The organism is Pauljensenia sp. 20925_1_27 (assembly GCF_041432835.1).
In the GTDB taxonomy this organism is placed as follows: Bacteria; Actinomycetota; Actinomycetes; order Actinomycetales; family Actinomycetaceae; genus Pauljensenia.
Window position 1 is genome coordinate 146,219 of the sequence record NZ_JAPWAH010000001.1, and the last position, 13,287, is coordinate 159,505.

Sequence of the window (13,287 nt, forward strand, 5' to 3'; positions counted from 1 at the left end):
TTGGTTTGTGTCTGCCGCCAGGGCAACTCGGTCCATTCTACACAGAGATGGGGGTCTCAGGCACGCGCAAGGGTTACTCAGTGTCTCCCGGCACGTCGACGTTCATGGTCCGCTTGCGCATCATGACGACCATCTCGACGCTGGAGGACACGATAATCGCAATGATCGTCGCTATTGCGGCGATGCGCACGTCGATCCCAAGTGCGCGCGGGACGTACAGGCCGAGAGCGAGAAGTCCGATCTTTGCCGCGTATCCGCCACTGACCCATCCGATGAAGTGAGAAGCAGAGCGCAGGGCGCGAGAGGTGAAAAACCACTGCGCTGCGCAGATGATGACAATCATGAGGACGGCAAGCAAGTAGCTCATGCGGGAACCTCCTCGCGGGCGATATCTTCCTTGGGAAATTCACGGGTCGTGACGGCCACGCCAATCGCCGCCGCAACGACGGCCACGAAGGCGACGCTCCACCACTCGAAGACAAGGAGGCCGACGGCGGGCACGCAGACGATGGCGGTCCACATCCACAGGATCGCGACGACCCCGCGGTGGGAGTGTCCCGCAACAAGCAGGCGGTCGTGGAAGTGCGAACGGTCTGCGACGAACGGGCTTTTCCCACGGCTCATGCGACGGATCGACGTGACGACCAAGTCGAGGACGGGCATGAAAATGACAGACAGTGGCAGGATGAGGGGCAGCGCGGACACGATCATCTGCTGACGACCGAGCAGCGTCGGATCGATCTTGCCGGTGACAATGATGCCGGCGGCCGCCAGGACGAGCCCCATGGTCTCCGCTCCCCCACCCATCATGATCGAGGAGGGGTGGAAGTTGAACCAGAGGAATCCCGCGCACACGCCGAGCAACGCGATGACGATGAGACTGGCAGTCGTCGCGTAGGAAGCTGCTCCCATCAGCCGGGTGATGATGTAGGAGTAGACGAAGAAAGAGCCTGCGCCGATCGCAATCATGCCCGATGCCAGGCCGTCGAGACCGTCGATGAAGTTGACGGCGTTCATGATGCCGACGATGAAGAAGACGGAGACGAAGAGCCACAGGCGTGAGGAGCCGAGCGTGATGCCGAAGATCGGGAAGGATGCGAGCTGGACACCCCCAAAGGCCATGCCGCCTGCGATCAGCACCTGGCCGCCGAGCTTGGCCATCCAGTCCAATTCGATGATGTCGTCGATGATACCGAGGATGCACATGGCGGCGGCGCCGGCCATCACGGCCCATGGGACCGTCGTCGTAAACAGGGGTGCCATGTAGGGGATGCGTGAGGCGACCAGCATCGTCACGATCAACGCGATGGTCATGGCGACGCCGCCCAGGCGTGGGATCGGCGTCTTTTGGAGGTCGCGGCCGCGCAGAGGGGGCAAGATATTGAAGCGCAGGCAGGTCCATCGAACGACCGGGGTAAGCAGAATCGTCAGTGCCATCGCGATAGCGCCCAGCAGGAGGTAAACCTTCACGAGGCACTCCCCTGCACGGGCGCGATAGCCACACCGGCCGCGGCGCTCAGGTCATCCAGGGCTATGGTTCCCAGGCGCAGCACGCGCGGTGTGTCGTGGGCGAAGTCCACGATCGACGAGGCCGTGGATCCCTGGGTGGGTCCGCCGTCAAGGTAGGCGGCAACGCGCCCACCGAAATAGCCGACGGCCTGCTGCACGGACGTCGCCGGGGGCTGCCCCGTCAGGTTCGCTGAGGTCACAGCCATGGGCCCGAAGTCACGCAGAAGACGCAGGAGTGCATCCTGGTTCGGCATGCGCACGCCGATCGTTCCGCCGGTCTCACCGAGGTCCCACCCGAGGTCGGGGCGAGCTCGCAGGATGAGGGTGAGTCCGCCGGGCCAGAAGGCGCGTGCGAGCGTGCGGGCGGCATCGGGGACGTCGACACACAGGGAGCCGATCACATCGACGGATGCAACGAGAACGGGGGGCGGCATCTGCCGTCCGCGTCCTTTTGCGGCCAGGACAGCAGCAACGGCCTCGGGGTTGGCCGCGTCTGCTCCGATGCCGTACACGGTGTCCGTGGGGACGACGAGAAGGTGCCCGTCGCGCAGCTCCTGCTGGGCGCGCGCCAGGTCGGCCTCACTCAGGGTGGGGGCTGCGCTCAGGATCGTCTCGGTGCTCATCATTGTCATTGTGTCACGGATGCGGTGGGCTTCGTCGATTGGGGCGCACGGGCACGCAGGAAGCGTGGGCGTCCCACCAGGTCAGGTAGTGTCTCCACGTCGACGAATCCAGCTGAGCGAGCGGCGTCGCGCAACGCCGCATCCTGGCTCGGAGAATGCTCCATCAGCAGCGTGCCGCCGGGCCGCAGCAGTGTTCGGGCGCGACGAATGATACGCACGGGAATCGCCGTGCCGTCCGAGCTACCGCCGTACAGGGCGACGTGAGGGTCAGCGCTCGCCTCAGGCTGAGTCGGCATTTCATCCGCCGGCACGTAGGGTGGGTTCGTGACGACCACGTCTACCATCGCGTCCAGGTGGGACAGGGTTGTATCCGCCGTGGCGTCTGCGCGCTCGAGATGTACGCTGCGCGCTCCGACGAGATCCCGGTTTCGGCACGCCAGGGCGAAAGGATCCGCTTCCTTCTCAACCGCCCACACCTCGGTGCACGCCGCCTCCAGAGCGACGGCGAACGCGATGGCACCCGATCCCGTACACAAATCGACCACGCGCGCCTCCCCACGCTCACGCACGATAGCCCCGGCCTCGTCGATGGCGAGACCAGCGAGAACTTCGGTCTCGGGACGCACGATGAACACGCCGGGCACCGACTGGAGCGTGAGCGAACGGAAGAACATGCGACCGGTGACGTGCTGGAGGGGGATACGCAGGGACCTCTCCCCCACCCCGGAGCGCAGCTTGTCGGATTGCTCCTCATTCAGCTGCGTCGGGACCAACCATTGAGATGGGGCGTCGCACGCCCATTCGAGCAGCTCACGTACGTCCGCATCGACGGAGTCAATCCCTGCGGCGCTCAGGCGCTCACGAGCCCACGACCGGGCCTCATTCAAGGACCATGCGCTCATGTCGCCTCCCGTCATGACTGCGCGGCGGCGGCCAAGCGCTCAGCCTCATCGGCTTCCTGAAGCGAAGCAATGACAGCATCGAGCGCGCCCGACAGGACCGCGTCGAGGTTGTGTGCCTTAAAGCCCGTGCGATGATCCGCGATCCGGTTCTCCGGGAAGTTATAGGTGCGGATACGCTCCGAGCGATCCACGGTGCGCACCTGGGAGAGGCGCTGGGCCGAGGCCTCGGCCTCTTTCTTCGCTCGTGCCTCCGCAGCCAGGCGCGACGCCAGCACGCGCAGGGCCGCCTCTTTGTTCTGCAGCTGAGATTTCTCGTTCTGCATCGACACGACGATGCCGGAGGGCATGTGGGTGATGCGAACAGCCGAATCCGTCGTGTTCACGGACTGCCCGCCGGGGCCGCTCGACCGATACACGTCGATACGCAGGTCGTTCGGGTCGATGACGATCTCTTCATCGTCCTCGATTTCCGGCATCACGAACACGCCGACGGCGCTCGTGTGAATGCGACCCTGAGACTCGGTCACGGGAACGCGCTGCACGCGGTGCACGCCGCCCTCATACTTCAGGTGAGCCCACACGCCCTCATCGGGGGCGGGCGTGCCCTTCGCGCGGATCGCCAGGGTGATGTCTTTGAAGCCGCCCAGCTCGGTGTGGGTCGCGCTCATCTCGGTAACACTCCAACCGTGAGCCTCGGCGTAGCGACCGTACATGCGCGCCAGATCGGATGCGAAGAGCGCGGACTCTTCACCGCCTTCGCCGGCCTTGATTTCGAGAATCACGTCCATCGCGTCCTCGGGATCGCGAGGAGCCAGGATCTTCACGAGGGCCTCGTGGGCTGCCGCTTCCTCTTCTTCGAGGGCAGGAATTTCGTCAGCAAACGAGCGGTCTTCTGCGGCGAGCTCACGGGCGGCCTCAAGGTCTCCCGAGGCGGTTGCGAGCCGATCTGCGGCAGCCTTCACGCGACCAAGTTCAGCGTAGCGGCGTCCCACGCGGCGCATCAGCTGCGGGTCTGCCAGCGTCTGGGGATCCGCCATCTGCGCCTCGACCTGCTCGTATTCCTCCAGCAGGGGGCCCAGGGCGCCAAGCTCCTCCGTCGCGGCCACTATTCACCACATCCTTCGATCCGTACAGTTGACAAAGCGGCGGCGCCGTCGGCCATGGGGCCAACGACACCGCCGTTGAGCTAGCTGCTCACCCTCACTTCGAGGGGCGCACGCGCTTGCCGTAGCGAGCCTCGAACTTGGCGACGCGGCCGCCGGTGTCGAGGATCTTCTGCTTGCCCGTGTAGAACGGGTGGCAGGCCGAGCACACGTCCACGCGCATCTCACCGGAGGTGATGGTGGAACGGGTGTGGAACTTGTTGCCGCACGTGCAGGTCACGACGGTGTCCACGTATTCGGGGTGGATACCCTTCTTCATGGAATTTCTCCTGGATCGTTTGGTGCTCCGGGTCCGGACATGCAGCGTCCCCCGCATCTGGCGGAGGCTCGCCCTCCAGCGCGCTAGCAGCGCCTGGGGCATGCCGGTGAACCGGTAAGCCGACAGGACATTATCGCACACGCACCCTTCCCCTTCAATGAAGAAAGGAAGCAACACACGTGAGATCCGCTATGGGCGCACAACACGCATGGCCACCCACACTCCCCGTGAGCACGAGGTCGGCTCACAGTACCGCGCTTAGCGTGTCTGCCCCTGCGGACCGATGTTCGCGGCGGACGTCAGGTAGTTCGCCCGCGATGATCCGTACCGCGAGGTTCCATCCCACACAAGGTAACGATGAAGATACGCGGGAGGCACGTAGACGGTGGCGTTAAACGCCGTGAACAGGGCGGTGGAATGAGCCGCACTACCCTTGAAATCAATACCCGCACTGTTTGCGGTCAGGCGAATCGCCTGGGCGGGATTGTAGGTATACGTCATGCCGGAGATGCGGTACGCGCCGATGTAGCGGGTCTCATTGGTGCGCAGCTTCTCACCCGCGCCCCTTCTCCAACGCTTGTACCGCCTCCGCCCAATCATGGACGTGTCGGTAGCGAGAGCCACCTCGATCAGTCGCACCAGGCGCACTCTGGCCTCGTCGGCGATCCGATCGAGCTGCGTCAGTGCATCGGCGGGGTCCATCTGCGCGCGCTCAATGCTCGCCGCCAGATCGTACACAGCCAGGCGATGCTCATTGACCCACGCCACGAGGGACGCCGCTGTGCTGAGAACCATCGGCTCTCGGCTGCGCCGCTGGACACTTTCCGCGAGGGTCTCGAGGACGGTCAGGTCCTCGTAAACCACCCCTGTCTCGTTCTCCCATATCCCGCGCCAGGTGGGAGCAAGCGCGAAGAGATCGCGAGCCGCCATCATCGCGACGTGCGCATCCATCAGACCGTGGAAATGCTCGACGATCGCATCCGTCTCCCGTGCCGTTGCCGCACTCAGCGAAGCGAGGAACGGAACCGACGACCCCGCAGCGATCTGGGCACGCAGCTTCTCGCGTTCGGCGCGAGCACCCTCCCAGCGCGCGGCGAGCCCGCGGTGGTAGCGCCCAGATTCTAAGAGCGCAACGCAGCTCCGCTCGACGTCCTGATGCCGTTTCTCCAATGGTTCCCACTCGTCACAGGCCCGCCTGAGGTTGTCGCGTACCTGGCGACGCAGCATCCATCCGCGCCCCCAGAGCACGATACCCATGAACGAGATGACCCACGCGTACCATGCCGGCCACACAAGAATCTGCGGCACATCCACGGCGGACGCGATCACAAACCACGCGGGAGTCACAAGGAACAGAAGCATGCCCGCCAGGATGCGCAGAAATCCGCGCGCGCCTCGCCAGAACATGTCCGGGCGCGCAGGAGCGTTATCCAGCCCGCCTGTCTCGAAGGATGTCATGCCTCCACTCTGGCATGCTTCGCCCCCATCCGCTCACCACCTTGATGTCCATCAGAAGGACGAGGAGGAACCGGAGCCCGAGAAACCACCCGAAGAGGAACCGTAGTTCGCGCTCGACGTACTCGACGAGGTACTGCCGCTAGAGATCACATATTCGTCGAGGTACAGGGGCCTCACGTAGATGTAGCTGTCGTAGTCTTTGAAACGACTCGACGTGTTGGCCCGGTATGCCGCGAGGTTAACACCGGCGGAATTCGCGGTGAGTCGAATCGTCGACGCGGGATTGTACTCGTGCGTGGCTCCCTGGCTGAGGTAGGAGCCCTTGTAGAACATCTCGGCTGCATTCACGAGTTCGGCCGGCGGGCTCTGCCACCTGGCATACCGCTGCCTACCCTCCATTGAGGTGTCGAGCGCTAGCGCACTCGTCACCACGTCCGCCAGGCGCGTGCGGCTCTCATTCGCGATTCGGTCGAGTTCTTCGAGAGCCTGAACCGGGGTGACCTCGGCGCGTTCGAGACGGGTGCCGAGGCCGAGCAGCAGGCCGCGTTGCTCATTCGTCCACTGGAACAGCGACTTGGTCGCCCCGTGCACCTTCGGGTTCTTCACGTGGTCGCGCACCTTGACCCCGACGTTATCGACTGCTTGCAGATCCTCGAAGACGGGGCCCACCTCGTTGTCCCAGATGGCGCGCCAGCCGGGCCTCAGGGCAAAGAAGTCACCTGCCGCCAAAATCGCATGGTCCGCGTCCGCCAGCGCGTGCAGATCCTCGAGGATCTCATCCGTCTCGTCCGACGCCTGCGCGCTCAGCGTTCCCAGGAAGTGCGTCGACTGTGTCTGCGCGATGCGGGCGCGTACCCTCTCGTATTCGGCGCGTGCAGACTCGTATCGCGCGGACAGACCCGTCGTGTAATCCCCGGCTTCGAGGAGAGCCACGAACGCGCGCTCGACCTCGCCGCGGCGCCTCTCCAAAGCCTGCCACTCCTCGGCCACCTTGCTCGCGTTCTCGCGCGCCTGACGGTGCAGGCTGTTTCCGCGCGCGAGTATGCCGATTCCGACGAGGGTTGCGAGCGCTCCCTTCCAGTCGGGCCACACCGGCCGGTTCTCCAGGCTCATCCCGGCCTCGTTGGGCATGATGGACGCCGCCGTGTTCACCGCCGCGACCACACCTTGGCTCCAGCGGCCCTCGCGGAAATCATCCTTCGCGGCGTCCTGAATCTCGCCCTGGATCGACAGGACCGGCGCAATATCTTCACCGAAGTAAGTGCCGACCTGTCGGTGCGTGGGAGACACCGCGAGGATGAAGTAGCCGTCGGCCCATTTGTAGCCGTTGCGCGCAATCCACTCGGGATGCTTCGCGCGCGCATACTTCAGGGTCGCCTCGTCCAAGTTGTCATCCGTCAGGTTGTCCGTGGACAGGACGACGAGGTGGATGGGGCGCAGGAAGCCGATCCCCTCCAGGGCGACACTGAGCGGGCGGCCGTCGACGCTCTGAAAGCTGCTGGTTTCGTCGCGGATCTCCACAACGGGTGCGACGAGGCTCGTCGCCGACGCGGTCGGCTGCGAGTATTCGTATGCTGCCACCGCCAACCACGCGGGCGTGAAGAGGACCAGAATTGCCCCCAGCACGATACGCAGGAGACCGCGGACATCGAGCCGAGTATTCCGGGAATTCTGGCTCGTGGGATCTGAGTTCATTGCATCGCTCGTCGAAGACGTCATGCCTTCACTCTGACATGACGGTCAGGCTCACGCACGGTGGCACCAGCATTTTCGAGACGCAGCAACGACGCAACCGACCCCCACCACCCACTCAGTTCGAGGATGACCCGTCGCCTGCCGCATCCACGTCGCCAGTCACGTATCGATCAAGATACATCGGCAGTAGATAGATGGATGCGCGGCCAGCCGTCAGGACACCGGTCGCCGGGGCTGGCAGCCCGTTCAGCTCGACGCCTGCGGAGTTTGCAATCAGTCGGATCGTGGCTGCCGGATTGTACTCGACGTCAGTGTCTGCGTCCTCGCTCCAGTAGGCCCCGTCGTACTCGGCGTTAGCCGCGGTCAGGGCGATTCCCGCACCCTTCCACCGCGCGTAGCGTGCGCGTCCCTGCGACGAGGCATCGGTGGCGAGAGTCGCCTCGATGAGCTCGGCGGTGCGCGCTCGTGCCTCGTTGGCTATCCGGTCGAGTTCTTCCAGCGCCTGGGCAGGACCGAGCTGCCTGCCCTCGAGGCGTTCTCCAAGGCTGATCACCGTGTCCTTGTCATCCCCCAGATGTTCGCGGAACGCCTCAATGTCCGTCAGGATGTGCGCCTCCGTGCCGATTGCTTCGAGGCTGTCTGCAACGTCATCGAGGACGTCCAAGTCTTCGATGATCGGGCCAATCTCGTTGTTCCACACCTCGCGCCAGCCGGGCGCGACGGCAAAGAAGTCGCGCGCAGCCATGATCGCGGTATCCGCATCCGCCAGGACGGCCATCTGCGCAAGGATCTCATCCTCCGCCCCTCCCGATGCCTCGCTGAGCGATGCGAAGAAACCGGGCGCCCTGTACTCCTCGATTCGAGCGCCAACCCTGACGCGTTCGGCTCGGGCACACTCATAGCGCGCCGCCAGTGCGCTCTCGTAGTGCCCGGCGCCGACGAGCGCGGAGAACACGCGCTCGACCTGCGCCCGCTGCTGTTCCAAGGATGCCCACGTCTGCGCGATCATCGTCATTTTCCGACGCCTCGAGCGCCGACAACTGACCCCTCCCCACAGTACGCCGATTCCACACAGTGCCATGACCCAGCCGCTCCAATTCGGCCAGCGAACCGCCTCCCCCATCCCGTGATGGGCCTGATCGTAGATCGCGATTGCCAGCTGAAGGGGGGCCGTCAGCGAGAGAAAGAGACCAACAACGAGGCGTAGAAATCCGCGCGCAGCGCTCCAGGATCGGCGCGAGGTACCCCGTGGTGCCGGCGTATTGGCCGCATTCGGTGTCATGTTCACCATGCGCCAATTCTGGCACAGGCCTTATCAGTTGTCCGGTACTCGCACGTACGCCTCAACAGGAAACGGGGCGAGCGGCTCTCGCCACTCGCCCCGCGCCTACCCGCCGATCACTCGGAGGGCGTGGTCTTTTGGATGAGCATGAGGAACTCAGCGTTGGACTGGGTTTCCTTAAGCTTGTCGAGGACGAGCTCGAGGCCCTGCTGCTGATCGAGCGTGCCCAGGACGCGGCGCAGCCTCCACATGATGCGCAGCTCCTCGGGCGCAAACAGCAGCTCCTCGCGACGGGTACCCGACGCGTTGAGGTCGATCGCGGGGAAGATGCGGCGCTCGGCGAGCTGGCGCGACAGGCGCAGCTCCATGTTGCCGGTACCCTTGAACTCCTCGAAGATGACCTCGTCCATCTTCGAGCCGGTCTCCACCAGGGCGGAGGCGATGATGGTCAGCGAGCCGCCCTCGGAGATGTTGCGCGCAGCGCCGAAGAACTTCTTGGGCGGGTACAGGGCGGATGCATCGACGCCACCGGAGAGGATGCGACCCGAGGCGGGCGCGGCCAGGTTGTAGGCGCGCGACAGACGCGTGAGTGAATCGAGGAGGACGACAACATCCTGGCCCAGCTCGACGAGGCGCTTGGCGCGCTCAATCGCCAGCTCGGCGACAGTCGTGTGATCCGAGGCAGGACGGTCGAAGGTGGAGGCGATGACCTCACCCTTAACGATCGAACGCATGTCGGTGACCTCTTCGGGGCGCTCGTCCACCAGGACGACCATGAGGTGCACCTCCGGGTTGTTCAGCTCAATGGCCTTGGCCATCTGCTGGATGACCATGGTCTTGCCCGCCTTGGGCGGGGAGACAATGAGGCCACGCTGACCCTTGCCCACGGGGGCGACCAGGTCGATGACGCGCGGCGTGTAGGCCTTCGGCGAGGTCTCCATGCGCAGCTGCTCGGAGGGGTAGACGGGCGTCAGCTTACCGAATTCGCGGCGCGCCTGAGCCTGCTCAATCGTCATGCCATTCACGGAGTCAACGCGCACGAGGGCGTTGTACTTCTGACGCTGGCGCTCGCCCTCGCGGGGCAGGCGGACGGCACCGGCGACCGCGTCACCGGCGCGCAGGCCCCAGCGGCGCACGTTGCCCAGCGTCACGTAGACGTCGTTCGGGCCGGGCAGGTAGCCCGAGGTACGCACGAACGCGTGGTTTTCCTGGATGTCGAGGATGCCGGCGATCGGCGCCAGGTTCTCCTCGCCGCCACGCTGATTGCGACCCTCGCGATTCTCGCGGCCCTCGCGACCCTCGCGATTCTCGCGGCCCTCGCGGTTCTCACGACCCTCACGATTCTCGCGGTTCTCACGGTTCTCGCGGTCACGTCGGCCTCGGCGGCCACGCTCGCGACGCGGGCGGCGCGCCTCGGTGTCATCCCCGTCGGGCAGTTCGATGTTGAGAACGGTTTCGACGACGGCCGTGTCCGGCTCCGGGGTGGCCTCGGTGCGCTCCGCGGCGGGCAGGGGCAGGTCAAGAGTGACATGCGCGGGCTCGACGGTGCCCTGGCTCACCGCGCGGCGGCGGCGGGAGCGACGAGGTGCCTCGGCGGGAGCCTCAGAAGCCGACTTCTCGGCCGCAGGAGCCTCCTCTGCCGACTTCTCGGCGGCGGGCTTGTCGGCTTTCTTCTTGGACGAGGCAGGAGCGTCCTCACGGGGAGCGGTTTCCTGCGGGGTCGAGGCACCGGCGCCGTTGCTCAGCAGCTCGATCAACTGGGGCTTACGAAGCTGGGAAATGCCCTTCAGGCCGCGGGAGGCGGCCAGAGCCTTCAGCTCGGGCAGCTTCATCGCCGACAGCGACGCGGTCGTCTCGGCGGAGGTTTCGTTGCTCACGAAGTGATCCTTACTGGAATGCGCCCACAGCGGGCGAGGTGATTACTCAAGCACAACAAAAAGCTTGATCAGGAAGATGCGCGAAAGAGGCGCACCGCAAAGGTCGGAGTCGAGCAATCGGCTCGGACCTGAAAAAAATATAGCAAGACCGCCAGCCCGCTGTCACTTAGACGGCGAGGCTGGCGGTGGTTGCCAACAAACTCACAGCGAAGCCGAGCGACTAAAACTCGACTTTCGCAAGGCTTCCGCGGGTAATCTGCACGCCCGATGCGGCCACGGCCAGCGGCACGACACGCCAGCCCGCACCAGCTGCGTCTCGGCGAATATCCGCCTCCACCTTCTCCAGAGACAGAACGGTCGGCCCCGCACCGGAGACAACGGCAGCAAAACCGGCACCCCGCAGCCAGTCAACGAGTGCCAGCGAGGGTTCCATCGCGGCCCGGCGCTGTTCCTGATGGAGGCGGTCGCGCGTAGCTTCCATGAGGAGCGCGTGCAGGTCCGCTCCCCCGCTCACCTGGGCGCCACCAGACAGGACGGCGGCCAGCAGGGCACCGCGCGCCACATTGAAGCTCGCATCACCGTGCGCAACGGTCGCAGGCAGGGCGGCTCGCGCGGCGGCGGTGCGCAGCTCGAAGTCGGGGATGAACGCGACGGGATTGATGCCCTCGGGCGGGGTGAGGCGCACGCTGCCCACCTCGGAAGTCTCCTCGTTCATCCACGACACGGTCGCGCCCCCGAAGACGGCGGGAGCAACATTGTCGGGATGCCCCTCCATGTGCGAGCCGATCTCGAGGATCTCCTGGCGGCCGAGCACGTCGGCGTCGCCAATGAGGGCGCGTGCCAGCGTCACGCCGGCGACGATCGCACTCGCTGAGGAACCCAGGCCTCGGGAATGAGGGATTCGGTTCGTGCAGTGCATGCGCACACCCACCTGAGGGGCACCCACGCGGTCCAGTGCAAGGCGCAGGGCACGCACGACGAGGTTGTCCTCGCCCTGCTCGACATTTCCAGCTCCCTCACCCTCGACGACGACCGAGGTCGCTCCCGTCGTTGCGTGGACAGAGACCTCGTCCCACAGGTCGAGGGCCAGGCCCATGCAGTCAAATCCCGGACCCAGATTCGCGCTAGTCGCGGGGACCTTCACCGCGACAAAATCATCTCGCAGCCGCACGTCACTCACCCTCAACGCGGATCGTGGAGGTCACCTCACGCACGGCGTCGGACACGGCGAGCGCGCGGGCAACGGCGCGCAGGTCGGCCTCGCGGGCGCGGTGGCTGGTCACGACGATGACGCAGGCGCCGGGAACCTCGTCGTTACGCTGGTGGACGGACTGGATAGAGACACCGTGGCGGGCAAAAATGCCGGCAACATCGGACAGGACGCCGAGGCGGTCCTCCACCTGCAGGCGAATCTGGTAGCGGGTGTGCGTCGACCCGGGATCGAGGATCGGCAGGTGCGCGTAGACCGACTCGCGCGGGGCATGACCGCCGAAGGCGCGGTGGTGCGCGGCCGCAACAAGGTCGGACAGGACGGCCGAGGCCGTGGGCGCGCCACCCGCACCCTGACCGTAGAACATCAGGCGGCCCGCGGCCTCGCCCTCGACAAGAATCGCGTTATAGGCGCCGTCGACGGACGCAAGCGGATGATCAGCGGGAACCTGAGCCGGGTGAACGCGCATCGCGACGCCTTCACGCCCATCCTCGCCAATGCGGCGCTCGGCGATGGCCAGGAGCTTGATCGTATGGTTGATGCGCGCGGCCTCTTCCATGTCCTCCTTGGTAATACCCGTGATTCCCTCAACGGCGACGTCATCGATGCCGACGCGGGTGTGGAAGGCGAGCGAGGCAAGAATGGAGCACTTGGCGGCCGCGTCGAAGCCCTCGACGTCCGCGGTCGGGTCGGCCTCGGCAAAACCGAGATCCTGCGCCTGCTTGAGCGCCTCCTCGTAGCTGAGGCCCTTCGTGCTCATCGCGTCCAGAATGAAGTTGGTCGTGCCATTCACGATGCCCATGACGGTCGTAATGCGGTCACCCGCAAGGGACTCGCGCAGGCCGTAGACGACGGGGACGGCACCCGCGACGGCTGCCTCGTAGTAGAGGTCGGCATCATTGGCTGCGGCGGCCTCGTAGAGCTCGGGGCCGTGAGCCGCCAAGAGGGCCTTGTTACCCGTCACGACCGAGATGCCCTGGTTGAGCGCACGCAGCACGAGGGTGCGGGCAGGCTCGATGCCGCCAATCAACTCGACGACCAGGTCCATATTGTCGATCGCCTCGGCAGGGTCGGTCGTCAGCAGCTCACGATCAATCGGAGCATCACGGGGGGCATCCACATTGCGGACGAGGACCTTGCGCACCTCCATCTCCGCGCCCGAGCGAGCCGCGAAATCCGCGCGGCTCGACTGAAGGATACGAATGACCTGGCTACCGACGGTTCCGGCTCCAAGAACGCCAACTCCGAGGACGGGGCGGGGTGCAGACATAGGATTTTTCTCCTTTGTGGGACGGGCACTGGTACCAGT

At 65.2% G+C, this 13,287-nt stretch carries 12 protein-coding genes; all 12 read right to left on the minus strand.

Annotated elements, in window-relative coordinates; genetic code table 11:
- Positions 1-73 precede the first annotated feature (73 nt).
- A complete protein-coding gene (locus O3684_RS00680; protein ID WP_500064347.1) occupies positions 74-367 on the minus strand; it encodes a hypothetical protein in 294 nt (97 codons plus the stop codon).
- A complete protein-coding gene (locus O3684_RS00685) occupies positions 364-1,470 on the minus strand; it encodes an MraY family glycosyltransferase (RefSeq protein ID WP_500064348.1) in 1,107 nt (368 codons plus the stop codon). The genes O3684_RS00680 and O3684_RS00685 overlap by 4 nt, the downstream gene beginning before the upstream one ends.
- Positions 1,467-2,141, minus strand: coding sequence for an L-threonylcarbamoyladenylate synthase (locus O3684_RS00690; RefSeq protein WP_500064350.1), 675 nt, complete (start codon positions 2,139-2,141; stop codon positions 1,467-1,469). Before O3684_RS00690 ends, O3684_RS00685 begins: the two co-directional genes overlap by 4 nt.
- Positions 2,138-3,034 carry a N5-glutamine methyltransferase family protein gene (locus O3684_RS00695; RefSeq protein WP_500064351.1) on the minus strand — a complete coding sequence of 299 codons (897 nt, stop codon included), beginning with the start codon at positions 3,032-3,034 and terminating at the stop codon, positions 2,138-2,140. Before O3684_RS00695 ends, O3684_RS00690 begins: the two co-directional genes overlap by 4 nt.
- Before the next feature lie 11 nt (positions 3,035-3,045).
- Positions 3,046-4,140: a peptide chain release factor 1 gene (gene prfA, locus O3684_RS00700; RefSeq protein WP_500064352.1), complete on the minus strand. Its 1,095-nt coding sequence runs from the start codon at positions 4,138-4,140 to the stop codon at positions 3,046-3,048.
- 94 nt (positions 4,141-4,234) lie between these two features.
- The gene (gene rpmE, locus O3684_RS00705; RefSeq protein WP_016461171.1) at positions 4,235-4,456 is read right to left on the minus strand and encodes a 50S ribosomal protein L31; all 222 of its coding nucleotides are present in this window, start codon (positions 4,454-4,456) and stop codon (positions 4,235-4,237) included.
- A 258-nt stretch (positions 4,457-4,714) separates the two neighbouring features.
- A complete protein-coding gene (locus O3684_RS00710) occupies positions 4,715-5,914 on the minus strand; it encodes a DUF5129 domain-containing protein (protein WP_500064353.1) in 1,200 nt (399 codons plus the stop codon).
- Positions 5,915-5,965: 51 nt separating this feature from the next.
- Complete coding sequence (locus O3684_RS00715) at positions 5,966-7,633, minus strand: DUF5129 domain-containing protein (RefSeq protein ID WP_500064354.1); 1,668 nt, start codon at positions 7,631-7,633, stop codon at positions 5,966-5,968.
- Positions 7,634-7,724: 91 nt separating this feature from the next.
- Complete coding sequence (locus O3684_RS00720; protein WP_500064565.1) at positions 7,725-8,786, minus strand: DUF5129 domain-containing protein; 1,062 nt, start codon at positions 8,784-8,786, stop codon at positions 7,725-7,727.
- Positions 8,787-9,007: 221 nt separating this feature from the next.
- Complete coding sequence (rho, locus tag O3684_RS00725) at positions 9,008-10,768, minus strand: transcription termination factor Rho (protein ID WP_500064355.1); 1,761 nt, start codon at positions 10,766-10,768, stop codon at positions 9,008-9,010.
- Positions 10,769-10,988: 220 nt separating this feature from the next.
- The gene (thrB, locus tag O3684_RS00730) at positions 10,989-11,939 is read right to left on the minus strand and encodes a homoserine kinase (protein WP_500064356.1); all 951 of its coding nucleotides are present in this window, start codon (positions 11,937-11,939) and stop codon (positions 10,989-10,991) included.
- Position 11,940: 1 nt separating this feature from the next.
- Positions 11,941-13,248: a homoserine dehydrogenase gene (locus tag O3684_RS00735; RefSeq protein ID WP_500064357.1), complete on the minus strand. Its 1,308-nt coding sequence runs from the start codon at positions 13,246-13,248 to the stop codon at positions 11,941-11,943.
- Positions 13,249-13,287: the final 39 nt, after the last annotated feature.

Excerpts from the sequence above, each read along its gene's own strand:
- O3684_RS00680 (WP_500064347.1), bottom strand. The coding sequence starts at position 367 with ATGAGCTACTTGCTTGCCGTCCTCATGATTGTCATCATCTGCGCAGCG.
- O3684_RS00690 (WP_500064350.1), bottom strand. The coding sequence starts at position 2,141 with ATGACAATGATGAGCACCGAGACGATCCTGAGCGCAGCCCCCACCCTG.
- O3684_RS00695 (WP_500064351.1), bottom strand. The coding sequence starts at position 3,034 with ATGAGCGCATGGTCCTTGAATGAGGCCCGGTCGTGGGCTCGTGAGCGC.
- rpmE (WP_016461171.1), bottom strand. The coding sequence starts at position 4,456 with ATGAAGAAGGGTATCCACCCCGAATACGTGGACACCGTCGTGACCTGC.
- O3684_RS00710 (WP_500064353.1), bottom strand. The coding sequence starts at position 5,914 with ATGACATCCTTCGAGACAGGCGGGCTGGATAACGCTCCTGCGCGCCCG.
- O3684_RS00715 (WP_500064354.1), bottom strand. The coding sequence starts at position 7,633 with ATGACGTCTTCGACGAGCGATGCAATGAACTCAGATCCCACGAGCCAG.
- O3684_RS00735 (WP_500064357.1), bottom strand. The coding sequence starts at position 13,248 with ATGTCTGCACCCCGCCCCGTCCTCGGAGTTGGCGTTCTTGGAGCCGGA.